The sequence below is a fragment of the Bacillus sp. KNSH39 genome, assembly GCF_052656585.1.
Genome location: NZ_JBQXYO010000001.1, coordinates 109,069 through 131,985 on the forward strand (window position 1 = coordinate 109,069; position 22,917 = coordinate 131,985).

Below are 22,917 nucleotides of genomic sequence, written 5' to 3' on the forward strand. Positions count from 1 at the left end.
GTAATGGAAAGTACAGAAAAGAAAGAAGCGTTAATGCGAATAAAAGCAGCTTCGAAAAATGAATTGTATCGAAAGTTATTTGACCAATATGGTACAGATTATTATTACGTTGTCGATGAAAGTGTAAAACGAAATATACCGTTTTTTTGGAAAAAGGATTATGAAATGTTAGTTGCTTTTCCAGAAGAAAAACAGGAAGAAGTGAATGAAGGTACAGCTCAATTTCATGAACAGTTAATGGATGTTGTGAATGATCCTTCAGAACAAATTGTGAAGGCGAATGGAATTCAATCAGTACTGCACAATTTAGAAAATGTAACGACTCCTATGTCATACGCGGCGATGCAAACAGGAAATAGTGAAGAATGGGCAAGAAAAAAGAGAAACTATTAAAGCTGTTTGAAAAAGGAATTGTCGTGGTGAAACAGACGAAAGAAACGGAAGTAACGAAAAAGAAAAAAGTTGTGAAACAAGTCGTTCCACTAAAGAAAGAAGAAGTGGTTACAAAGAAAGAAAACCAAGAATCTGTACCGTTTATTATTCAAAAAGTAATTCGGATGCTAGAACAAAACGATGTGGAACAATATTTCATTCATGCATATGCTGAAAAGTTAAAAATAAAGTTTGAAAATGCAACGATGATTACGGAAGAAGAAGTTATCAGGTACATATTGGAAGATATGAAATCTCATTTCAATACGGAAAACGTCTTTGAAAAAGAAGTACAAACAATTGCATTAATCGGTCCAACTGGCGTTGGTAAAACGACGACACTGGCGAAAATGGCATGGCAATTTCACGGTAAGAACAAAACAGTTGGTTTTATAACGACAGATCATTCGCGCATAGGGACAGTGCAGCAATTGCAAGATAACGTAAAGACAATTGGATCGGAAGTAATTGCTGTACGTGATGAAGCTGCAATGACAAGAGCGCTTACGTATTTTAAAGAAGAAGCACGCGTCGATTATATTTTAATTGATACAGCAGGGAAAAATTATCGTACGTCAGAAACAGTGGAAGAAATGATTGAAACGATGGGACAAGTAGAACCAGATTATATTTGTTTAACGTTATCAGCTTCTATGAAAAGTAAAGATATGATTGAAATCATTACAAACTTTAAAGATATTCATATAGATGGTATTGTGTTTACGAAATTTGATGAAACAGCAAGTAGTGGCGAATTGTTGAAAATTCCAGCGGTATCATCAGCTCCTATTGTATTAATGACAGATGGCCAAGACATAAAGAAAAATATACATATCGCTACAGCTGAACATTTAGCAAAACAAATGTTACAAACATCGTAGAAAAGAGGTGAAGAATAAGGCGCTTGCCTTATTCAAACGAATATGAACGGTCTTTATATAGGTTCTATGGGCATGATGAATTACATGCAGCGCATTAATGTTCATTCGAATAACGTTGCAAATGCTCAAACGACAGGATTTAAAGCAGAAAATATGACGTCTAAAGTATTTGATGTACAAGACACATATCGCCGCGGAGATGGGGCGGTAACAAATATCGGTTCGGTCGATTACGCTGTAGTACCAGCTGCAACGCATGTGAATTTAGTACAAGGAAATATACAAATGACAAATAGCGCTACAGATTTCTTTTTAGATGACGGCGCGGCCGGCACAACATCATTTTTTGTTACTTCTAAAAATGATGAAACGTTTTTAACGAGAGATGGTAGTTTCACATTAAATAGTGATCGTTATTTACAAACGTCATCTGGTGCTTTCGTAATGGGAGAGAATAATGAGCGTATTCGTATTCCAGAAGGAGCAAAGGTTGCTGTACAAGCAGACGGTACATTATATGATGAAGTAACACAAAATAATATTGGTCGTTTGCAAACAAAAACAGTAGATGCAGAAACGAATGCACGTCTCGTGCAACGTGAAAACAAAAGCTTTACACTAGCAGAAGGAAACATTGCTAATTTACCGAACGGAACAGGAATAGTAAAAAATCATATGCTAGAAAATTCAAATGTAGATATGACGAAAGAGATGGCAGATCTTATGACAGATCAAAAGATGATTCAAGCATCACAGCGTGTTATGACGTCATTTGATAAAATTTATGAAAAAGAAGCGAATGAAATATTGAGATAGTGGACTCCTAATAAAGGAGTCTTTTATTAATTTTAAATTTCAGAATTATCAATTGACTTTACGGAGCTTCTTTTTTATATTAGTAGGTATAACTATAACTACTAAAGAGGTGAGAGTATGGCAACGGCATTATATTTAGAAGATGCATACAAAACGAGTTGCGAAACAGAAGTGATAAGAGTAGAAGGGAATAAAGTATTTGTAAAAGAAACAATTTTTTATCCAACTGGTGGAGGACAGGAATGTGATACGGGTGTCATTGTACAAGATGGGTCTGTATTTGAAGTTGAAAAAGTAAAGAAGGAGCAAGGAGAAATAGTTCACTATATAAAAGACGAAGCACAAGTAAAGTTAGGTCCAGTTAAATTAGAGATAAATTGGGAAAGACGTCATAATTTAATGCGTCATCACTCTTTACTGCATCTTATCGGAGCTGTTGTTTATGAAAAGTATGGAGCTCTATGCACTGGAAATCAAATTTATCCTGATAAAGCACGTATCGATTTTAATGAGTTACAAGAGTTATCGAGCGTGGAAGTAGAAGAAATTGTTGAGGAAGTGAATAAACTTATTAAGCAAAATAAAGAAATTTCCACTCGTTATATGAGCCGCGAAGAAGCAGAAAATGCTGTAGGAATGATTAAAACAGCAATAAATCTCCTGCCAACTACTATCCAAGAAATCCGCATTGTTACAATTGAAAATTTAGACGAACAAGCTTGTGGAGGCACACATGTGAAAAATACGAGTGAAATAGGAACACTTGTTATTGATAAAGTAAAAAGTAAAGGGAAGCAAAATCGTCGTTTTGAAGTAAGAGCGATTTAGATTGTGAGGGGTTACCGATGGATGAAATTATAAAGGAATTACAAAAGTTAGGATTTTCCCAATATGAATGTAAAGCGTATATTGGACTACTAAAACATTCCCCAGTAACAGGCTATGAAGTAAGTAAACAAACAGGAGTACCTCGTTCTATGATTTACGAGGTACTCGGTAAGTTAATGGATAAAGGAGCGGTGCATATTGTACCTTCTGAACCAGTTAAATATGTACCAGTACCAGCTACCGAATTAATGAATCGAATGCGAAAAGACTTTGAAAAATCCTTTGAATTTTTAGATGAGAAACTAAATTGTTTAGAACAAGAGCGACAAATAGATGTAATTTCGCATATTCGCTCAAATGATCGTGTTTTAAAAGAAATATGCAATATAATTAATAGGGCAAAGGAAGAATTATGGATTTCTGTATGGGAAGATCAAGTGCATGAAATTGAGCCATACATTCATCAAAAGAAAGAGGAAGGCGTACATATATTTTCAATCTTATTTGGAGCTCCAGAAACAAAAATAGGAGCGACGTTTCATCATAATTATATGACGCCCCACGTTGTTGAAAAGAGAATGGGTGGTCATTTAACTGTTATTGCTCGTGATGGAGAGGAAGTATTAATTGCGAACTTCTCAAATGATAGCACTTCATGGGCCGTTACAACGTATGACCCAGCGCTAGTTCTCGTTGCGACAGAGTATGTGCGGCACGATATTATGGTTGAAGAAATCACAAAGGAATTTGGAGCTGATAAGTTAGATACGTTATGGCGTGAAAATATAGATTTAGTTCATGTCGTAACAGGAAAACGAACTTTAGAAGGAATGGAGGATGATAGAGATGAGTAAAGCTCAGGCACATGTAGCTTTGCAGAGCGATGATACATTTCAGCAAGGAGTAAAAGATTGTTTACCAACTGTATTTGGTTATTTGAGCATCGGTATAGCAGCTGGTGTAATTGCAAAAACAGCAGGTTTTTCTATCATTGAAATTGCATTTATGTCCACTTTAATTTATGCAGGTTCTGCCCAATTTATATTAGCTGGTATGTATGCAGCCGGTGCTCCTGCTTCCGCAATTATTTTTACTGTATTTTTTGTTAATTTACGCCATTTATTAATGAGCGCAGCGCTTGCACCGTACTTTACGAAAATTCCTCTATTTAAAAACTTAATCATCGGTTCGCAAATTACAGATGAAACTTTCGGCGTTGCAGTGCAGCATGCAGCGCAAAAAGGATATTTAGGTGAAAGATGGATGATTGGGCTTAACGTAACAGCGTATTTAAATTGGATACTTGCTACCATTATTGGTGGGCTATTTGGTGAGTGGATACCAGATCCACATACATATGGGATGGATTATGCATTACCAGCGATGTTTATCGGATTATTTGTTCTTCAGCTCATAAGTAGTAAACCAAAACTAGTAATTCATTTAAGTGTTGCAATTGTATCGATTATTATCGCATACGTTTCACACCTATTTATGCCAGATAGTATAGCGGTTATTATCGCAACATTACTAGCTGCGACGATTGGAGTGGTGATTGAAAAATGGAAATGAGATTAGATGTATTATTACTTTTACTAGCAGCAGGAGCTGTTACACTCGTGCCACGTATTTTACCTCTACTCGTATTTAGCAAACTACAAATTCCTGAATGGGGTTTAAAATGGTTAAATTACATACCAATTGCGATATTAGCAGCGCTTTTAGCACAAGTTTTATTTATGCATGAGACGATGCAGTGGGATTACCTTATCGCAGCAATTCCAACATTTCTTGTAGCGATATATACTCGTAGTTTATTAGGTACAGTATTAACGGGAGTGGTTGTGATTATTTTGTTACGTTTCTTTTTCTAAAAAGGATTACGCTCATATAATAGCGAAAAGTGTAATAACATGAAAAATATAGGGGTGGTGTTATGATACTTTTAACGATAGGAGCAATTTTGTTAACGTTGTTTATTTTCTTTATTATCGGTTTCGTTACGTTTATGATGTTTGTTGATAAGGCGACACCTCAAATATATTATACACCTTGTGAATCAGTGACAGTGAAAACTAAAGGTAAACATAGAAGGAAGAAAAGTTGAAAGTTGGCTTTTCTTCCTTCTTCTATTACATCCCCGAAAGAACTAACAACAACAGCCCAAATAGAAAACTAATAAAGGAAAGAAAAACAATACATATCGAGAACACACGATTATTTCTCCATTCGTGCCAAAAAGCGATAAATCCTAAAATACAAAGGAAAAACCAAATGGGCAGGAATATGAACTCGCTAACTTTCTCGGGGAGTAACGAATAAAAAGTTGTTACATATAAAATCCAATTTGTAAAAAATAAAATGCAAATGATAATAGATTGTAAGTAGGGGCGGTTGAAAAATATCCCTTTTTTTACGGTTTTAAAAATGATAGTTAGCGCTGAGATAAAGGCAATGAGTATGAAAACAAGTAAGAGTAATGTCAGCGTCATTTTGAGTCTCCTTTATAAGATTGTTTTTATCACGCATGGGCAGTAAGACCCACACCTTAAAACTCAACGTAAGAAAAGAGATTAGGTGGGGGATAACCCCCCACTGATTAAAGTTTCACTTTACAAGAAATGAATCTATTAAATTGTATGCTTGTTTTGTAGAGTGCTCGTTATATTTTTCAGTGTACGGATTTAGAAATCCATGTTCACCGTGTAGTTGTTTGATTTCTAATAAAGGATTCTTTTGTTGCTGCAATGTGTGAATGAAAGAGGATACTGAAAAACTAGATTCTTTTTCTGGGAATATAAGTAATGTAGCGCATGTAGGCTTTATGTGAACATAGTCGCGTATACGAGAACCGTAACATCCGATAATAAAATCTATTTTCGGATTGTTACTACATAGCCATGAGATGGTAGCTCCAACACTAAAGCCGATAAGTCCAATATGTGTATAACTACTAGAAAGATGAGAAATGAATTCTTCAATTTGCTTTTTTCCATCATCAAATCCAATATGATTTACAAAATGTTCATATGCTTTTTCTTCATCACTGTAATGAAATGCATGTTGTAAGTGTAGAAGATTAGGACAGAATACATCTATATGAGATGAAGTAAAGTGCTGGGTAACGTGATGCATATGGTCGTTCACACCATATATTTCATGAACAATAACGAGAGCTAATTTTTCCTTCATAGTTATAAAGTACCTCTATGAAACTTAAATTGTTTCTCAACAAGACAAATACGCAGGTGGAAGTTTTCATACCATTGCTCACGACCTCTTTTTTTCGCTTCTTTATGTAAGGTGTTCTTCTTCCAATTTTCAATCGCATCAAGTGATTCCCAATAAGAAATTGTTATTCCGAGTCCAGAATTACCTCGTGCACTTTCTACACCTAAAAATCCAGGTTGTTGCTTTGCAAGTTTCTCCATTTCTTCGGCAACGGTATTATAGTCTGTTGTATCATTTGATAAATTAGAAGTGAATATAACTGCATAATAAGGCTTGTTTTTTTCTAAAGTAGATGCCATTATTTTTCCTCCTTAATGTATAGTACGAATAATTAATCCATAGTTTGTATTTTAGCAGGTCACAAAAAGAAAAGAAGTAGAAAATTCTTATTTTTTCAGCTCATGTAAAATAAAGGGTTGAAGAAATTTATAGTAAGTAATCTGAAAGAAGAAAAATGCCACTTCAAAAGAGAAGTGGCATTTCTTATATTTCCTCTAAGCTATTAACTGGAACAGTTAATTCGCGTTCTGGGTTTTTTACTTCATATATGCGGGCGGTTTCATTGCTTTCATCGACGTGTTGAATCATAACAGGCATGCCTTGAAAACTGACATTGGCTTGCTCTGCTGACACAGAAAGCTCTATTGCACGTTGTATATTCATTTATATTCCTCCCATCATTATTATCTTTGCTAAAAAAGAGGAATAATATACCATTTAGAGACATTCTTAAAGTTTTTGTATTATTTGTAATGTTTCTTTAATAAATGAAGTGAAGATGGAATCAGGATAGGACTGTACGATTTCATATGCTTCTGTTACTTCTTCAAGAGCTCTTTTTTTATCATTAAGTTTCACATAACAAAGAGCGCGATATGCCCCAGCTGTTGTAAGTCGTGCGTGATCAAGTGGATGGTTTATATAATCTGGTATGATAGCGCGTTGCAATGTTTTTAAAGCTTCTTCGTATTGTTTTAAACCATACAAAGCTTTTCCTTTTTCAAGATAATATGATCCATCATCTTGAAAAATTGGCTCATCTTTTAATTTTTCTCGAAATTGTTCTAAATGTTCTAATGCAACTGTATATTCATTAGCAATTGTGTTGTAGTAGAAAGCTTTTAAAAGATCAATAACCGCCGCAGAGAAATTATCTTCTGTAAAAATGGCGAATTGCTCTGATTTTTTTATGTAATGTAAATATTGTTCTTTATCAGCCGTGATTACTTTTTGATAAGATAAAATACGATAAAATTCATCTGTTTTATAATACACTTGATGCTTTTTTGAAAATGCAAGTGCATCTAAAATGACACTTTCACATTGTTCGTAATCACCACATGCAAGAAAAATAATTGCTTCATATAAATATAATTCGATATGTATAATGAGATCCATTTCTAAATGTTTCTCTTCATAGTCATTTCGGATACTAGCTATAAGTTGTAAACATTCAGCATATTTTTTACGTGTGAATATCGTAAAGGATAATTTTAATTTTGTTTCCGTACTATCCCGGTATAACGTATATTTCTCAAAAATAGAAGTAGCCTTTTCAACGTAATATTCAATATTGTAATCTTTCATTTTAGCCGCAGCTGTTACAAACTGTTTATATAAACGAGCAGTATTCAAAGTGGGAGGTAGCTCTTTTTGAACGATCGGTAGTAAAACCTCATATACTTCATCGTACTTGTTTGCTTTTATTAGTTTCTCCGTTTGTTGAATGAGTTCTACAATTTCTACATCATCATCTTCTAATAAAAAACTTGTTTCACATTCAAGTTTGTCAGCGATATATTGTAGTGTTTTCATAGAAGGTGTAGCTTTTCCATTTTCAATTTGACTTAGCATACTTTTTGTGAGTTCTGAACCTGCTAGATCAGTTTGAGTAAGCTTTTTTTCTTTTCGTAACGTTTTAATTTTTTCACCGAGAGTAGCCATATAATTGCTCCTTTATAGTTAGAAAGTTAAATGTCATTAAACTTTTTGTTGTAAAAATTGGAAAGTTAATTATATAATAAGTTTAACACAATTTAACTTTTAAGGGGAGAGTGTCAAAAATGGGGGATATAAGTATAGGACAACATGATTCAAGAATGAAGATTGCAACGAGAAATATTATTTTAATGATGATTGGGAAAATGACGTCTTTGCTAGGAGCCGGTATTTATACGTTTGCAATGGGATTATACGTATTAAAGACTACGGGTTCAGGAATGGGGTTTGCAACTACGCTTATTTGCGGATCGATTCCAAGGCTAATCTGTGGACCGATTGCTGGTGCTGTAGCTGACCGCGTCAATCGAAAATGGCTTGTTATTGGCACTGATTTATTAAGTAGCTTAACGATGTTTATTATGTTTATTCTTGCTACTATATTTGGACCGTCACTTCTTTTTATTTATATTTCAGCAGCATTATTATCAATTTGTGCCAGTTTTTATTCTGTAGCATTAACTTCGTCTATTCCAAGTTTAGTAGATGAGGGGCGTATTCAAAAAGCGAGTGCTTTGAACCAGACGGCAGCTTCTTTATCAAATATTTTAGGGCCGATTATTGGCGGAGTTGTATTTGGTTTCTTTTCAATTCAGACGTTCTTTTTGTTAAATAGCATTACATTCTTTTTAGCGGTTGTTGTGCAATTATTTATCGTATTTGATTTATACAAAAAAGAAATGGCTGAAAGTAAAGAGCATTTCTTGACGAGTATAAAAGAAGGGTTTTCATATGTAAAAAGACAGCATGAAATATATGGTTTAATGAAAATTGCAGTAGGGGTAAACTTTTTTGCGAGTGCACTTTTCGTTTCACTTCCATATATTATTGTTCAAAATTTGCATCTATCTTCGAAGCAACTCGGTGTTGTAGAGGGAATGTTAGCAGTTGGGATGTTAATTGGTGCAATTGCGTTATCAGTACGTAAAGAAGTGAATAATCCGTTTCGTTCTGTTTATATTGGGTTGCTTTTATTTGCGGGCTTGAGTTTATGTACAGTGTTTCCATTAGTAGTCACCATCCCGAAAGTAGCAAGTTTTATTTACTATATTGCTTTTATGATGTTAACTGGTATAGCAATTATGATTGTAAACATTCCAATGCAAGTACATATGCAAAAAACGACAGATCCGAGCTACCTAGGGCGTGTGTTTGGCCTACTTGAAACAATTGCGACTGCAATCGCACCGCTCGGTATGATTGTGTATGGATTATTATTAGATATGTTGCCAACTAGCATTGTTATGATGACATTAGGCGGAGGTTTATTGTTAGTTGTATTAGTTGGAGTAAAGAAGCATGTAATGAAAAAGCAAGTGGATGTGTCTGTCTAAAAGGAAATGTGACTTAATAAAATAAAAATGACCGAATTAGTATTTTAGTTTTTGAAACTCTTTTTCATGTATGTTACAGTATAGTGAGCAGGCAAAGAAAAGGAGACAACAGCATGAAAAAATTAAGTTTTGTTATGCTTTTTCTATTAGTCGTAATGGCTGGATGTAGCAATTATGACACATATATTGAAACAGGTATGCAATCATTGAAAGATGAAAAGTATAGTGATGCAACAATGTGGTTCGAAAAAGCAGAAAAAGAGAAATCAGGAAATGAAGCGAAATCATATAAAGAAGTTGCTGAGAGAATGGATCACGGAGCAACAGCATTAAAAGACGGTAAGTATTTAGAAGCGAAAGACATTGCAAATGAAGTGTTACAAAAGAAAAAAGATGATGAACTTGAAAAAGCTGTAACATCAAATGCAGAGAATATGCTTCAAAAAGCAAAAGATGTGGAAGAGAAAGTAAATGAAAGAGTGGCAAAGCGTAGAAAGGTAGAAGAAGAAGGAATTGATAAAATTATTAAAGCTGTCGATAGTATAGATGAAGTGAAAGAAAAAGAGAAGAAAGTATCAGAAGCATTAGATAAGGCTGAAGAGGCGCAAGCAAAAATTGAGGCAAAGAAAAATAAATAGATTTATAGTTTAAAAGGCTGTCGTGCATAACGACAGCCTTTTAATTTTTTGTTGCAAATGAAGTGATGCTTTGTAGTAAAAAAGAAATGATTTTAGAATTCCATCTGTCCTCATGATGAATCGTATAAATATTACGCTGAAATTCAAATTCAGGGATTGGTATATAGCATAGCTCATTTCGTTGTATTTCTTGCTCGATAGCAAGTTTAGAAATAAAGGCAATTCCATTACCATATTTTAAAATTTGTTTCATCGTTTCTAATGAGTCTAATTCAATTTCAGATTGGAATGTAATGTTGTGCGCCAACGTCCATTGTGTAAGTAAATCTCTCGTTGTAGATGGATTACGATGCAATAGTATGCGTTCCTTTTCGATATTTTGTAACGATACATTGTCTTTCTTTGAAAAATGATGTTCTTTGGAAAAGGCAAGAACAAGTGTATCGGGCATTATATTCGTTTGTTTTAAAAGTGGTTCATCAAATGGAGCAGCGGAAATTATCCCAAGATCGATTTCGTGATTTTGTAGCATCATTCGAATTTCAGGGGCTGTTTTCACTAGTAGCGTTATTTTTATATTGGGAAATTCGCATTGAAATTGATGAACGACTTCTGGCAAAAGATAAGTCGCTGGTACATAACTAGCGCCGATTGTTATAGCACCTTTATGAAAATCTTTAAACTCTTGCGTGACACGTCTAGCTTCTTTCATAAGCGCATCTATTTTACAAGCATAATGGTGCAAAGCCTCACCAGCCTCTGTTAAGAAATACCTTCCAGAACGTAATTCAAATAAAGACACACCGAGTTCTTCTTCTAAGCTTTTTATATGAAATGTAATAGTTGGTTGTTTAACGCCAAGTTTTTCTGCAACGATTGTAAGCTTTTTGTATTTCTTAATAAGTACTACAATTTCTAATTTTAAGAGATTCATTATGAATTGCCGCCTTTTTTATTTTAACTATAGAAAAAATCTATAGAAATAAATAGTTTATTAGAAGTTTTTTAATTTAATCTTTACAGTACATTAACATTGAGTATAAATCTTCCATATAGAATGAAAGCAGGTTAAGAATGAGGGGAGAGAGGTGAAGCAATGGATATTACAATTAGTGGATTAGAAAAGACATTTGGAAAAATACAGGCGTTAAAGCCGTTGCAGATTGTAATGAAACAAGGGGAATTCACTACACTTTTAGGACCTTCGGGGTGTGGGAAAACGACTTTGCTTAGAATGATAGCAGGACTTGAAGAACCGGATAAAGGAGAAATATATTTTGGAGACCAGTGCATGTATTCTGCTACAAAAAAGATAAAGACATCTCCTCATGAACGGAATATCGGTATGGTATTTCAAGATTTTGCTTTATGGCCGCACATGACTGTTTTTGAAAATGTTGCATTTGGTTTAAGGGCTACAAAGCAAACGAATCATTTACGAGAAAAAGTAGAAGATGCGATAAAGCGAGTTCGCCTGCAAGGTATGGAGAAACGGTATCCACACGAACTTTCTGGTGGACAGCAACAACGTGTCGCATTTGCTAGAGCAATTGTAACAAAACCTCACTTTATTTTGTTTGATGAACCGCTAAGTGCACTCGATGCAATTTTGCGAGAAGAAATGAGAATAGAGCTTATGGATATCGTTCATTCCATTGGTTTAACTGCACTGTATGTCACTCACGATCAAATAGAAGCAATGTCAATGTCAGACCAAATTATTGTCATGAAACAAGGAGAAGTATTACAAAAAGGAACACCGGAAGATATTTATGTGAAACCGTCTCATGAATTTGTTGCCAAATTTGTTGGTAAGGCGAATTGGCTTGTAGAGGGTGAAAAAATGATTCGTCCAGAGCATGTGAGTTGGACAAAAAATGATGTGTGCGAAATGTATACAGGTGAAATTCAGCACGTTACATATGTAGGAGAACGTTATGAAGTGAAAGTAAATATGGGGACTTTAGGCATCTGGACAGCCTATCACAATAGTAAGCTAAGCATCGGTAAACCAGTATCGTTATATGTGCCAAAAAAATGTATTCATCATATAGGGGGAGAATCGTATGAAGAAATTCAGTTCGCTTAAGTCTTTATTTGTATGTACTTTATTATTTTCGGCTGTAGTAACAGGGTGTAGTTCAAAGACAGGTAATGCAGATGCAAAAAGTAAAAATACGAATGAAAAGAAAATTGTTGTATATAGTGCAGGACCAAAAGGGTTAGCAGAAAAAATTCAAAAAGACTTTGAAAAGAAAACTGGTATAAAGGTGGAAATGTTTCAAGGGACAACTGGTAAAATTTTAGCGAGAATGGAAGCTGAAAAGAAAAATCCAGTCGTTGATGTAGTCGTACTTGCATCATTACCAGCGATGGAAGGATTAAAGAAAGAGGGTCAAACGTTAGCTTATAAAGAAGCGAAACAAGCTGATAAGCTGCGTTCTGAATGGTCAGATGATAAAGGACATTATTTCGGGTATAGTGCTTCAGCATTAGGGATTGTGTACAATACAAAAAATGTGAAGACAGCGCCTGAAGATTGGAGCGATATAACGAAAGGAGAATGGAAAGGGAAAGTGAATCTTCCAGATCCAGCACTTTCAGGTTCAGCTTTAGACTTTGTAACAGGATACGTGAAAAAGAATGGACAAGATGGATGGAATTTATTTGAGCAGCTTAAGAAAAATGAAGTTACAGTAGCAGGAGCAAACCAGGAAGCGTTAGACCCAGTTGTAACAGGTGCGAAAGATATGGTCATTGCGGGTGTTGATTATATGACGTATAGCGCAAAAGCAAAGGGTGAACCTGTTGATATCGTATATCCAAAGAGCGGAACAGTTATTAGTCCGCGTGCAGCGGGGATTATGAAGGATAGTAAAAATGTTGAAGGTGCAAAAGAGTTTATTGATTATTTATTATCCGATGATGTACAAAAACAAGTTTCTAAAGCGTATTTATTGCCTGGTAGAACAGATATAAAAGCTGAAAATAGACCAAATGTAGAAGAGATTCCAGTATTAAATATTGATTGGAAAACAGTTGAGAAAGAGCAAGATGAAATAGGAAAACAATTCAAGAAAGTATTTCAATAAGATGGTGATTCCATGGTAAATCGATTCGTATCAGTAAGAAAAGTTGGAATGACGGTAGCGTTATTACTTGTGGCGATGTTAATCGTCATTCCACTTTTTCTTATTTTATTTTCTAGTGTATATGAAAATAGCAGTTGGAATTTTTTAAAGCCTTTTGAAGTGATGCAGAGTGGTGGATTAGCGGGAATTTTTCTAAATTCGATGCTTCTAGGTGTACTCGTTGTAATAGGAGCTACAATATTTGCATTTCCATTGGCGTTTATTATGAGCAAAACAGATGTAGGAAAGTATAGTAAGTTAGATATTGTTTTTATGATTCCATTTATGACACCGCCGTATATTGGATCGATGGGCTGGATTTTGTTCATGCAACCTAACGGCCATTTTGAACAATTTTTCCCGATGCTAAAGACAGTTTCATCATCGTTTTTTAGTTTAGGAGGTATGGTCTTAATTATGAGTCTGCATTTATTCCCATTCCTTTATTTCATGCTGAAAAACACGTTACTTCAGATTGGGAGTAGTAAAGAAGAAGCTGCAGCAGTTCATGGCGGAAGTTTTTTCTATCGTTTAAGAAAAATAATATTGCCGTTATTAGTATCAAGTTATGTAATGGGTGCTTTACTCATTTTTGTAAAGACGATTGCTGAATTTGGAACACCGGCTACATTCGGACGTAGAATAGGATTCCACGTGTTAACATCAGAAATCCATAAATTTATTTCGAGTTGGCCAATTGATTTTAGTAGTGCAACAGCATTATCTTCTTTATTACTTAGTGCTTGTATGCTCATTTGGTATATGCAAAATGTATTGAATCGAAAGTATTCATATGCAATGGTTAGTGGAAAAGGTGTGAAATCTAAAAGATATACTTTGTCTATATTTATGCGCGTTGTAGCATGGATGTATGTAATTGGTTTATTAATCGTATCAATTGGAATTCCATACTTTTCTATACTTATTGCTTCTTTGTCAAAATTAAGAGGCGGCGGTTTACATGTAAATAACTTTACAACAAGCCATTATGAGGCATTGTTTACAATAGGATCTCCGGGATTAGAGGCTTTATGGAATAGTTTTCTTTTTTCACTCGTAACAGCGATTATCGCGGTAATGATTGGAGTCTTTTTGGCACTTATGATTCGAAAGGGGAAAAAAACCTCTGAAAAATGTCTTGATATGTGCGGTATGTTACCGAATATGGTACCAGGAATCGTTATGGTTGTAGGTCTTATTCTATTTTGGAATTCACCATATATGCCTATGTCAATTTACAATACACCAGTCATGGTTATCGTAACGTATGTTGTGCTGTTTTTACCTTACACGGTGCAATATGTAAAATCATCACTCGGACAAATTGATGATTCTCTCATGCAGGCAGGAAGTGTTTTTTCTGGAAATTATATTTATATTTTTAGAAAAATAATATTGCCTCTTATTATCCCAGGCATTCTTGCTGGATGGGCGATGACATTTACAATTTCGATAAGAGAGTTAGTAGCATCGCTTCTCGTATTACCTCCATCAGTAGAAACGTCAGCAACATTTATTTTTGCTCAATTTGAACAAGGAGAAGTATCTATTGGAATGGCGATGGCTGTCGTTTCAGTTGGACTTACAACACTATGTTTATTATTTCTGCAGCATATGGAGCAAAAACGAAAAGGGGTAGCATGATGAGAATAGAAGTGTGGGGAGGAGCGGGAGAATACGGTCGTTCCTGCTACTTCGTAAAAAATAAAGAAACGAAAATAGTATTTGATTGTGGTATTAATCGATCATATGAGGATAGTTATCCAAAAATAGAGAGGGAAGTTGTACCGTTTTTAGATGCAGTATTTTTATCACATATTCATGAAGATCATACGATGGGTTTACCTTTATTAGCGAAGTATGGATATAAGAAAAAAATTTGGACAACTCGTTATACGAAGGAGCAACTTCCAACTTATTATGAAAAATGGAGAAACTACAATGTGACGCGAGGATGGAATGTACCTTATAGTGACCAAAACATAAAAGATTTAAATTATGTATATATTGATGAGATTAGTAATCCGAATGAATGGATACAAATTACTCCTTCATTGCGGTTTCAATGGGGATATAGTGGCCATGTATTGGGAGCTGTTTGGTTTTTAGTTGATATGTGTAATACATACGTATTTTATTCAGGTGACTATTCAGCAGAGTCTAATATACTACGAGCTAATTTACCTGAGAAATTGGGCCACAATATAAAAATCGCAATTGTGGATGCCGCTTATCACACAGATGATGTTTCGCAAAATGAACGTGTAAACGAACTATGTGCAGAAATTGAACGAGTTATGCAAAATAAAGGAATAGCATTATTACCGCTTCCACAACTTGGTAGGGCGCAAGATATAGTATTGTATTTATATGAACGATATAAAGCATTTCCGCTTATAGTAGATAAAGAAATTTTGGCTGGATTTGAAGAGATGTTCGTATATAAAGATTGGATAAAAAATAATGAAGAATTTAAATGGATTATGGAGAGTTTAAAAAGAAACATAATAGTGATGGATAATGACATTAGTATGCAAAATAGTTACGGAATAGTTGTAATGAGTGATGCGAATATGCAAACGAAACGAGCGCAGTTATATTATGAACAACTTCGGAATGAAAAGCGAAATGCCGTTATTTTTACTGGGCATATTGCGAAAGGGAGTTTTGCAGAAAAAGTTATGAAAGAGCATGTAGGTAAAGAATGTAGGGTGAAGCGAGTTCCATATAAAGTTCACCAAAGTATAAGAGACGTTAAAGAGATGTTAAATACATTATTACCAGAACATACGGTGCTAGTGCACGCTTTGAAAGAGGATACGGATCGATTACAACAAAAGCTAAGTTCAGCAGGATATGAAAATGTATATTCACTTGCAATGGAACGTATAGAAGTCATTTAAAATGCAAAGGGGATAGGTATATGAAAAAAGTATTTGTATTCGTAAGCATTTTCTTTTGTTGTTTCCTTTATAACGTTAAGGAAGGGTTTGCTGCTAGTCCAATGAAACCTAGTTTTGAAGTAAAGTTATTATTGAAGCCAGAACAAGTATTAGGTGATAACAAAGAGATGAAGCAAGAGGTGTTAGAACATTTCCAGGCTGGTACAAAATATGAAAGAATACAAGTGCAATTTTTAGATACTGCGAATAAAAGTTTAAGCGAGGAAGGTTGGTTTGCTAGAATTCGAAAGAAAGAATTTAGTAAAGATTTTGAACTAACATATAAAAAAAGATATCCTATTCCAAATGGTGTAATTCAAGATGCACTAGAAGTAGCTAAAAAAGAAGGATTCGATAGTAATACGGATAGTTATGAGGCGGAAATAGATTGGGGATTTGAGAAGAAGACATTAAGCATTTCAAATAAGAAAAGTTACAGTGCTAAAGGATATGGAATACTTGATTTACCAAATAAACAAGCTGCTCAAAACATGTTAATAGAAAAATTACCAGGGAAAATGAACAAATGGTTGTATACAAATTGGGGAGAAGAGATGTTAAAGAATTCCCATATTTACGGTCCTGTATTAATGAAACGATATACAGGAGATTTTGAAAACATAAAAGCAAATATTGAAATTTGGCCATTAAGTAATACCGGAAAAGTAGAAGATGACTTCGTAATAGAAGTGTCATTTAAAACAAATGAAGAAAGTATTGCGACAAAGCAAAGGGAATTATTAATGGCGAATTTAGAGAAAAAAGGCTGGTTGTTACCGAAAGATAGTTTGAAGACAGAGCTTATTTTTCAGTAAATAGTAAAAAGGAATCCATATGCCATGGATTCCTTTTTATATATGAGTATTAAGCTAAATCAGCTGACACGAACATATCACTATTTTGAAGGTTTTTAGAGCGTAAACTATAAGCAACTACCTTCTTTTTATATTGTTTTACAACATCAACATGCTCTTCATGACTATAAATATAAAATGTAAAATCTTTTTTACCACGTTTTGCATGGATAATTAAAGGAGTGCCTTCATTATGGGGTGGTGCATAATAGCGATCTAAAAATAAACCTTCGTTAAAATCATGAATAATTTTTGATTTCTGTTTGCCTACTAAGTTATTTCCGTTCATTGTAACAGTCACATTCTCTTCTTCGAGTTGTGGATGTGTTTCAAAGCGACTAATAATGGATTCAATAACAGAGTTAGGAAGGCTAGAAACGATAATTTTAAATGCTCCAAATACAACTAACATTACAATAAACCAAGTCGTCATAGTATATCATCCCCTTTATTCTATTTAATAATATAACTCATATGGTAATAGTACATATGGTGAAGTTTTGTATAATTTGTGAAAAATATGCCATTTTCACGAACGAAATGTTAGAAAAATCAATTTTGTTACAAAAAGTTGAAATCGAAGTATTTTAAAAGAAAAAGGTTTATAATAAAAATATAACTAATAACCACATTACTAATTATAAGGAAGTGTAACTATGAGTACTGTAGCAATCGTATATGGTATTATTCTTTCCACAATTATTGTTTTGTTTTTTGTTGGGGTTTCACGTTATATTCACAAATGGAAAGAAGGCGTTGCGAAATTAAATCACATTGAAGAAGAACTTAGTGATTTAATGTTACATCATGGTAAGTAAACATTTATTTTTTAACTAAAAAATGTGAAGGATATCACAAAGCATGCTTTCCTAATGAAGGCATGTTTTTTTATTGTTTAAGAAAAGAAGTGTTTTTGTATAAATAATCTAATTATTACTTAAAAAGGGAAATTTATTTAGTATAATATATAATATGTTTATTTTAGGGGGAGTATCATGAGGGGATTAAAAGTTGTTGGAATTATAGCTGGAATTACTATAGTAGGCTGTATAGCTTTCTTTTCAGTGAAGGAATATGTCAATTCCAAAGAAGACTCTAATTATGTGCTAAATTACATAAAAGAACATAAGGATGATAAAACAACTTCTTTAATTGTTAAAAGAAATGGTGAAACATTGACATCAATAAATGAAAAAGAAAAACTACCGCTAGCAAGTATGTCGAAAATCATTATAGCAATTGAATATGCTAAGCAAGTAGCTGAAGGGAAAATAAGAAAAGACGAGCAAATTTCATTGAAAGAATTAGAAAAATACTATGTGAAAAATACTGATGGTGGTGCACACCCTGCATGGCTAGATGATGTAAAAGTTAAAGAGTTAGTGAAGGGTGGTCAAACTTCTTTAGAAGAAGTAGTGAAAGGAATGATCCATTATAGTTCGAATGCGAATGCATCATATTTATTAGACAAGCTTGGAGCAGCGCGGATAAATGAAAGTTTGAAAGAGTTAGGCTTAAATAGTCACGATGAATTTTATCCAACGTATACAGGGGCATTATATATGAGGGGCTATGTTGAAAAAGAACTGCATATTCCTCAAAATAAAGCATTGGACAAGCTACGTAATATGTCTAATGATGAATATGTTAAGCATGTATGGCAAATACATGAATGGATGAAAGACGAGAAAGAATGGACAAAACGCGAGATATCTTTAAAAGCCGATATGGACTTTCAGCGTATTTGGTCAGATCGGTTTATAGGTGCAAATGCGAAGGATTACATGAGTTTACTGGAAAAGATAAATAGCAGAAATTATTTTACACCACAAATGCAAGGTGAGATTGAGAATATATTTAAAGGAACCGTAGGAGAGGGTATGTTCGAATTTGCTGGACAGAAAGGTGGTTCTACTGCATTTGTATTAACAAATAGTTTCTATGGTACTGATAAAAAAGGGAATAAGATTGAGATTGTCTTTATGATGAACAATTTGAGTGAAAAAGCATTTGAAAAGCTTCTAAGTAATATGGATTACTTTATTCGAGATATTGTCATAAGTGAGGAATTCAGAAATAAATTATAATGAAATAATTTTATTATGTAAACAAAGGGGCACTTATGAAAAGTGCTTTTTTGTAATACAGGATTTTCCAATCTTATTATTGAATATAAATTGAAAATAAGAAAGGAGGTTGAAAAATGACAACAATATATTTCGTTCGCCATGCCCATTCTACATATACAAAAGAAGAACGGGAACGACCTTTATCTGAAAAAGGGCACTGTGATGCAGAGAATGTAACACATTTATTAAAAGATAAACATATTGATGTTGTTATTTCTAGTCCGTACAAAAGAGCAATCCAAACTGTACAAGGAATTGCGAATACATATAAATTATCAATACAAACAGAAGAAGATTTGCGTGAAAGATTATTGAGCACAGAGCCAGTATCAAATTTTAATGATGCTATGCAGAATGTGTGGGAAGATTGGAGTTTTGCATACGAAGGCGGAGAATCGAATGATATCGCACAAAGGCGCGCTGTAATATGTATGCAAAATATATTAAAACAATATGAAGGTAAGAATATTGTAATAGGTACGCATGGAAATATTATGGTATTACTCATGAATTATTTTAATTCGAAATATGATTTTGAGTTTTGGAAAACACTTCATATGCCTGATGTGTATAAATTAAATTTTGATAAAAATCGTTTCATTTCTGCTGAAAGAATAGAGAAAACAGGTCATCGGTTAAATATTTTGTAAAAGTTTATCAAAAAAAGAGGAAAGAGAGAAGTTATTGTAGAAGTATGACTTTGTAACATAAAAAATATATGTTAAAGGAGGCTGTTTACATGTTTGAGAAAGAGAAAGAAGGGCTTATTGAAGTTCAAAACGTATATGAAATTGCACCAGAAGATGGAACAATCATTGGTATGGCAACGGAAGAAGAAATGGAAATTGCTGCTGAACTAGAGTTACAGTACTATGCCCATTCTCGTTTGTTAGAAGCAAATATTCAGTTAGACGGTTCCTCCTACAAAGAGTTACTTCAGGAGTTCCAGGAGTACGAAAGAAAATCAATGAGCTTTTGGCGAGCGATACATAAACGTTTAGCTGTGCCATGGGCGTGGGTACTACGTATTGATGTTGCGAATGGCCCTATATATGTAAGTAATGGAAGTTCATATTACGAAGAAATCGATGATGAAGAAGATTATGAATAGATAAGTAAGGAAGCAGCTTTAGTTGCTTCCTTTTTTTATTTGTAAGAAATGAATCGCCTCAATAATAATATCTGGTCGATCATTTTCTATACCGTGACTAGCATGTTCGGCAAGAATATATTGGCTGTTAGTTGAGAGGTGTAATTGTTCGTGAATTAGTTCTTGCCACATTGCTTCAAGTTGTGTTGCTTCCTCTTTTGGCATGCCACCATTAGTCAATTGAGTAATAGAATATTGAGGATCTCTACCGATAACGATTAATGGTATTTCTAATGTTTTACATAGCTCTTTTAGTGAGAGAGCACAGTTTTTCCACTCCGATAGTTCAGAAGCTGTCGCTTTATATAATGAAGGCGAGGTAGAGAATTCAATTTGCTGTTTTGATTGATCGGTGAGAATAGGTTTTAGTTCGTTATAAAGTATGTCTACATCCATTTTTGAATACATATTATATTTTTGAAACCAAACATCATCAGAATCAGTTTGATCAGAAATTGGTAAATGAAGTTCATCTAAACGGTGTAAGTTCATCGAAGTAGAATCAACTAAAATAAGTGCTTGTAGCTTATCTTCATGTAACATCGCAAAATGTTGTGCACATAATCCTCCATAGGAATGACCGATTAGAATAAATGGTTCTTGAATAGCTAGTTTGTTTAGTAACATATGTAGCTCTTTTGTAACTTGCCTTATTGTACGCGGCTGATTGCCTAAATCACTTTTTCCGTAACCTGGGCGATGGTATGAAACAACTGTAAAGTGCTCTGAAAGCTTTTCTATAATAGGAAACCAATCATAAAATGAGCAAGTCATTCCGGTTTGAATGACTACAGTTTGTTTACCATCTCCTTTTATATGTACTTCTATATTTTGCCCCATTATTTCTACAAATTTATGAATGTTAATTCCTCCTAAGCTTGAAATAATTTTTGACAAGCAAAAACGATACACCAAACACCTATACCAAGTAGGACAGATGTACTAAGTGTAAATGAATTTTTTAAACCAATATAGACAATAAATAATAGTAGTGCTGATGCGGGGAATCCATATAATACCCCTAAAGCAAATTGACTCAATTCTTGTTTATTTCCGCCTTCGAATGAAATCCAAAATAAACTAAGTAAACTCACGAGAGGAAGGGCAGCAATAAAGCCACCTATCGTACTGTAATGTTTAGCGACTTCAGTGATAACGCCGATAATAAGTGCCGAAACGATTATTTTAACGAGGAAATGCATATTTTGCCTCCTTCGCTAATAAGGAAAATGCTTTTTCAATTAATTGTTGTTCTTCTGTTGATAACTGTGATTCTAATATTTTTATCTTTTCTTTATCTAGTAAAATATGTTTTTCTAATACTTCAATTCCTTCAATTGTTAATGTAAGGTTTACCACTCTTTCATCTTTTTTATTTCTCTCTTTAACGATGAAACCCTTTTGAATAAGGCGTTTTATATGTTCAGATGCTGTGTTATGAGAAAGACTAAGCTCAGTAGCGACTTTTCCAATTGTTATATCTTTCTCACGAGAAACGATTTGTAAAATACGAATTGCTTGGTGGGAAAGGTTGTTCTCGTATTCGTATCGTAAGTGATAATAAATGCTCTCCCAATGTTGATTAATGTTGTACATAATAATAAATCTCCTTTTTATATCGTATAGTAAGATATATTCGTGATTTCAGAAATAAAACCCTTTTATTTGGATAAAAAATGTTGAAAAAGTTTATTTTTATTGAAATATAAGGTAATCTATGTGTAAAGGTATACATTTAGCAAGAGAGAGGATGATAGCTGTGAATACATTCAAATGGATTAGTCATGAACAGATGTATGTAGATGAAATACATGTTGAAAAATGTGGTCCTCTTTCAGTCGGCGTATATGGGGGAAATCAAGAGAGTGATGCATATGAACGAGGAGATGCGGTGCTGGCTTGGTGGGATCCTGAATTACAATTTGAATTTGTTATGATTTTTGATACACATCACAAAACAAAAAATATAGATTATATAATAGAAGCGATTTCGGAAAGAAAAGAAAAACTAAAAGAGTTATTCTCATATCCAATACATTTAGCTTTCCATCATACACATATGTACTTATTAGCGTTATTTACAGATGAGTTATTTATTAAAAAGTGTGATCAAGATGATGAGGAACTCGCTTGCTTAATTTGTTTACGAAAAGGCGAATTTTTATATTGGTTATCAGTTGGTGATTGTTTCGCGTATTTATTCCATTCTGAGAAAACGAAAAATGGAAAAGGACGATTAAATAAACGGAAGAATTACGAATATATTGGCAGGAAAAATATTTTTGCAGCAAATACACCTTGCTTTACGTCAGGTGTAAGAGGATTAGAAAAAGGAATGAATCACATTGTAATGGCAACGGACGGTATTTTAGAGTGTGACAAACGAAGGTTTGATGATGATCAATCTTTAGTAGAAATATTACACGACGGAAATAGCTTGCAGATTGAGCCCGTATTAACAAATGTACTGCAGTGGAAAGGTAGAGACTGTGCCACGATTATTGGATGGTCTATTGATACTGATAATAAACAATGTGCTAATTAATATAAAAG

General features: G+C 33.9%; 29 protein-coding genes and 1 pseudogene. 20 read left to right on the forward strand and 10 right to left on the reverse strand.

The window, feature by feature from the left end:
- Window positions 1-3 precede the first annotated feature (3 nt).
- The 7 genes and pseudogenes from flhF to ACUL40_RS00580 all read left to right on the forward strand — a co-directional run bounded on the left by flhF (window position 4) and on the right by ACUL40_RS00580 (window position 5,064).
- Window positions 4-1,313 (forward strand): annotated as a pseudogene (gene flhF, locus ACUL40_RS00550) (flagellar biosynthesis protein FlhF).
- A gap of 42 nt (window positions 1,314-1,355) precedes the next feature.
- Window positions 1,356-2,129 carry a flagellar basal-body rod protein FlgG gene (locus tag ACUL40_RS00555; RefSeq protein ID WP_001013935.1) on the forward strand — a complete coding sequence of 258 codons (774 nt, stop codon included), beginning with the start codon at window positions 1,356-1,358 and terminating at the stop codon, window positions 2,127-2,129.
- Window positions 2,130-2,246: 117 nt separating this feature from the next.
- On the forward strand, window positions 2,247-2,957 hold the full coding sequence (locus ACUL40_RS00560; RefSeq protein WP_000179557.1) for an alanyl-tRNA editing protein: 711 nt from the start codon (window positions 2,247-2,249) through the stop codon (window positions 2,955-2,957).
- Window positions 2,958-2,974: 17 nt separating this feature from the next.
- Window positions 2,975-3,811: a TrmB family transcriptional regulator gene (locus tag ACUL40_RS00565; RefSeq protein WP_048656976.1), complete on the forward strand. Its 837-nt coding sequence runs from the start codon at window positions 2,975-2,977 to the stop codon at window positions 3,809-3,811.
- Window positions 3,804-4,529 carry an AzlC family ABC transporter permease gene (locus tag ACUL40_RS00570; RefSeq protein ID WP_048656975.1) on the forward strand — a complete coding sequence of 242 codons (726 nt, stop codon included), beginning with the start codon at window positions 3,804-3,806 and terminating at the stop codon, window positions 4,527-4,529. Before ACUL40_RS00565 ends, ACUL40_RS00570 begins: the two co-directional genes overlap by 8 nt.
- A complete protein-coding gene (locus tag ACUL40_RS00575) occupies window positions 4,520-4,831 on the forward strand; it encodes an AzlD domain-containing protein (RefSeq protein ID WP_000425954.1) in 312 nt (103 codons plus the stop codon). Before ACUL40_RS00570 ends, ACUL40_RS00575 begins: the two co-directional genes overlap by 10 nt.
- Window positions 4,832-4,893: 62 nt before the next feature.
- On the forward strand, window positions 4,894-5,064 hold the full coding sequence (locus tag ACUL40_RS00580; RefSeq protein ID WP_000602244.1) for a DUF3951 domain-containing protein: 171 nt from the start codon (window positions 4,894-4,896) through the stop codon (window positions 5,062-5,064).
- Window positions 5,065-5,089: 25 nt separating this feature from the next.
- Here ACUL40_RS00580 and ACUL40_RS00585 read toward each other — a convergent pair whose 3' ends face one another.
- The 5 genes from ACUL40_RS00585 to ACUL40_RS00605 form a co-directional block, all read right to left on the reverse strand.
- Window positions 5,090-5,449, reverse strand: a complete 360-nt coding sequence (locus ACUL40_RS00585; protein ID WP_002025604.1) for a hypothetical protein — start codon at window positions 5,447-5,449, stop codon at window positions 5,090-5,092.
- A 115-nt stretch (window positions 5,450-5,564) separates the two neighbouring features.
- Entirely contained in the window at window positions 5,565-6,149 is a 585-nt protein-coding gene (locus ACUL40_RS00590) for a dienelactone hydrolase family protein (protein ID WP_139847006.1), read from the reverse strand.
- 2 nt (window positions 6,150-6,151) lie between these two features.
- Window positions 6,152-6,487, reverse strand: a complete 336-nt coding sequence (locus ACUL40_RS00595) for an antibiotic biosynthesis monooxygenase family protein (RefSeq protein ID WP_445422945.1) — start codon at window positions 6,485-6,487, stop codon at window positions 6,152-6,154.
- A gap of 184 nt (window positions 6,488-6,671) precedes the next feature.
- Window positions 6,672-6,851, reverse strand: coding sequence for an H-type small acid-soluble spore protein (locus tag ACUL40_RS00600; protein ID WP_001025733.1), 180 nt, complete (start codon window positions 6,849-6,851; stop codon window positions 6,672-6,674).
- A gap of 66 nt (window positions 6,852-6,917) precedes the next feature.
- Window positions 6,918-8,132 (reverse strand): transcriptional regulator, encoded by a 1,215-nt coding sequence (locus ACUL40_RS00605; RefSeq protein ID WP_000212380.1) that lies wholly within the window; start codon window positions 8,130-8,132, stop codon window positions 6,918-6,920.
- A 119-nt stretch (window positions 8,133-8,251) separates the two neighbouring features.
- Here ACUL40_RS00605 and ACUL40_RS00610 point away from each other — a divergent pair, with 119 nt between their 5' ends.
- Window positions 8,252-9,520: an MFS transporter gene (locus ACUL40_RS00610; RefSeq protein WP_144640390.1), complete on the forward strand. Its 1,269-nt coding sequence runs from the start codon at window positions 8,252-8,254 to the stop codon at window positions 9,518-9,520.
- A 113-nt stretch (window positions 9,521-9,633) separates the two neighbouring features.
- Window positions 9,634-10,158, forward strand: coding sequence for a DUF4398 domain-containing protein (locus ACUL40_RS00615; protein ID WP_000736442.1), 525 nt, complete (start codon window positions 9,634-9,636; stop codon window positions 10,156-10,158).
- Between the two features lie 40 nt (window positions 10,159-10,198).
- Here the strand turns inward: ACUL40_RS00615 and ACUL40_RS00620 are convergent, their stop codons facing one another.
- On the reverse strand, window positions 10,199-11,092 hold the full coding sequence (locus ACUL40_RS00620) for a LysR family transcriptional regulator (RefSeq protein WP_001050611.1): 894 nt from the start codon (window positions 11,090-11,092) through the stop codon (window positions 10,199-10,201).
- Between the two features lie 162 nt (window positions 11,093-11,254).
- On the opposite strand from ACUL40_RS00620, the gene ACUL40_RS00625 reads away from it, so the two are divergent.
- From ACUL40_RS00625 to ACUL40_RS00645, 5 genes are read left to right on the forward strand one after another with little or no spacing between them, the layout of a single operon-like run.
- Window positions 11,255-12,247: an ABC transporter ATP-binding protein gene (locus ACUL40_RS00625; protein WP_000355540.1), complete on the forward strand. Its 993-nt coding sequence runs from the start codon at window positions 11,255-11,257 to the stop codon at window positions 12,245-12,247.
- Window positions 12,225-13,250 carry an ABC transporter substrate-binding protein gene (locus ACUL40_RS00630; protein WP_000714684.1) on the forward strand — a complete coding sequence of 342 codons (1,026 nt, stop codon included), beginning with the start codon at window positions 12,225-12,227 and terminating at the stop codon, window positions 13,248-13,250. The genes ACUL40_RS00625 and ACUL40_RS00630 overlap by 23 nt, the downstream gene beginning before the upstream one ends.
- 12 nt (window positions 13,251-13,262) lie before the next feature.
- Window positions 13,263-14,933 carry an ABC transporter permease gene (locus ACUL40_RS00635; protein WP_445422944.1) on the forward strand — a complete coding sequence of 557 codons (1,671 nt, stop codon included), beginning with the start codon at window positions 13,263-13,265 and terminating at the stop codon, window positions 14,931-14,933.
- Window positions 14,930-16,192, forward strand: a complete 1,263-nt coding sequence (locus tag ACUL40_RS00640; protein ID WP_175567076.1) for an MBL fold metallo-hydrolase — start codon at window positions 14,930-14,932, stop codon at window positions 16,190-16,192. Before ACUL40_RS00635 ends, ACUL40_RS00640 begins: the two co-directional genes overlap by 4 nt.
- Before the next feature lie 20 nt (window positions 16,193-16,212).
- Window positions 16,213-17,046, forward strand: a complete 834-nt coding sequence (locus tag ACUL40_RS00645; protein WP_048656966.1) for a hypothetical protein — start codon at window positions 16,213-16,215, stop codon at window positions 17,044-17,046.
- 49 nt (window positions 17,047-17,095) lie between these two features.
- On the opposite strand, the gene ACUL40_RS00650 is transcribed toward ACUL40_RS00645, so the two are convergent.
- Entirely contained in the window at window positions 17,096-17,518 is a 423-nt protein-coding gene (locus ACUL40_RS00650; RefSeq protein ID WP_065212097.1) for a YfmQ family protein, read from the reverse strand.
- A 41-nt stretch (window positions 17,519-17,559) separates the two neighbouring features.
- Here ACUL40_RS00650 and ACUL40_RS00655 point away from each other — a divergent pair, with 41 nt between their 5' ends.
- From ACUL40_RS00655 to ACUL40_RS00675, 5 genes are all read left to right on the forward strand, one after another.
- Window positions 17,560-17,676: a hypothetical protein gene (locus ACUL40_RS00655; RefSeq protein WP_001987133.1), complete on the forward strand. Its 117-nt coding sequence runs from the start codon at window positions 17,560-17,562 to the stop codon at window positions 17,674-17,676.
- A gap of 65 nt (window positions 17,677-17,741) precedes the next feature.
- Entirely contained in the window at window positions 17,742-17,903 is a 162-nt protein-coding gene (locus tag ACUL40_RS00660; protein WP_000108701.1) for a hypothetical protein, read from the forward strand.
- 177 nt (window positions 17,904-18,080) lie between these two features.
- Window positions 18,081-19,172, forward strand: a complete 1,092-nt coding sequence (locus ACUL40_RS00665; RefSeq protein WP_086395973.1) for a serine hydrolase — start codon at window positions 18,081-18,083, stop codon at window positions 19,170-19,172.
- Between the two features lie 116 nt (window positions 19,173-19,288).
- Window positions 19,289-19,864 (forward strand): histidine phosphatase family protein, encoded by a 576-nt coding sequence (locus ACUL40_RS00670; protein ID WP_000208265.1) that lies wholly within the window; start codon window positions 19,289-19,291, stop codon window positions 19,862-19,864.
- A gap of 89 nt (window positions 19,865-19,953) precedes the next feature.
- A complete protein-coding gene (locus tag ACUL40_RS00675) occupies window positions 19,954-20,325 on the forward strand; it encodes a hypothetical protein (RefSeq protein WP_000461779.1) in 372 nt (123 codons plus the stop codon).
- Window positions 20,326-20,343: 18 nt separating this feature from the next.
- Here the strand turns inward: ACUL40_RS00675 and ACUL40_RS00680 are convergent, their stop codons facing one another.
- From ACUL40_RS00680 to ACUL40_RS00690, 3 genes are read right to left on the reverse strand one after another with little or no spacing between them, the layout of a single operon-like run.
- On the reverse strand, window positions 20,344-21,276 hold the full coding sequence (locus tag ACUL40_RS00680) for an alpha/beta fold hydrolase (RefSeq protein WP_060852253.1): 933 nt from the start codon (window positions 21,274-21,276) through the stop codon (window positions 20,344-20,346).
- A complete protein-coding gene (locus ACUL40_RS00685) occupies window positions 21,237-21,566 on the reverse strand; it encodes a DUF3147 family protein (RefSeq protein WP_000545608.1) in 330 nt (109 codons plus the stop codon). The genes ACUL40_RS00680 and ACUL40_RS00685 overlap by 40 nt, the downstream gene beginning before the upstream one ends.
- Entirely contained in the window at window positions 21,550-21,960 is a 411-nt protein-coding gene (locus ACUL40_RS00690) for a MarR family winged helix-turn-helix transcriptional regulator (RefSeq protein WP_445422943.1), read from the reverse strand. Before ACUL40_RS00690 ends, ACUL40_RS00685 begins: the two co-directional genes overlap by 17 nt.
- Before the next feature lie 121 nt (window positions 21,961-22,081).
- Between ACUL40_RS00690 and ACUL40_RS00695 the strand changes: the two genes are divergently transcribed.
- Window positions 22,082-22,909, forward strand: a complete 828-nt coding sequence (locus ACUL40_RS00695; protein ID WP_002040904.1) for a protein phosphatase 2C domain-containing protein — start codon at window positions 22,082-22,084, stop codon at window positions 22,907-22,909.
- The last annotated feature ends 8 nt before the right edge of the window (window positions 22,910-22,917 follow it).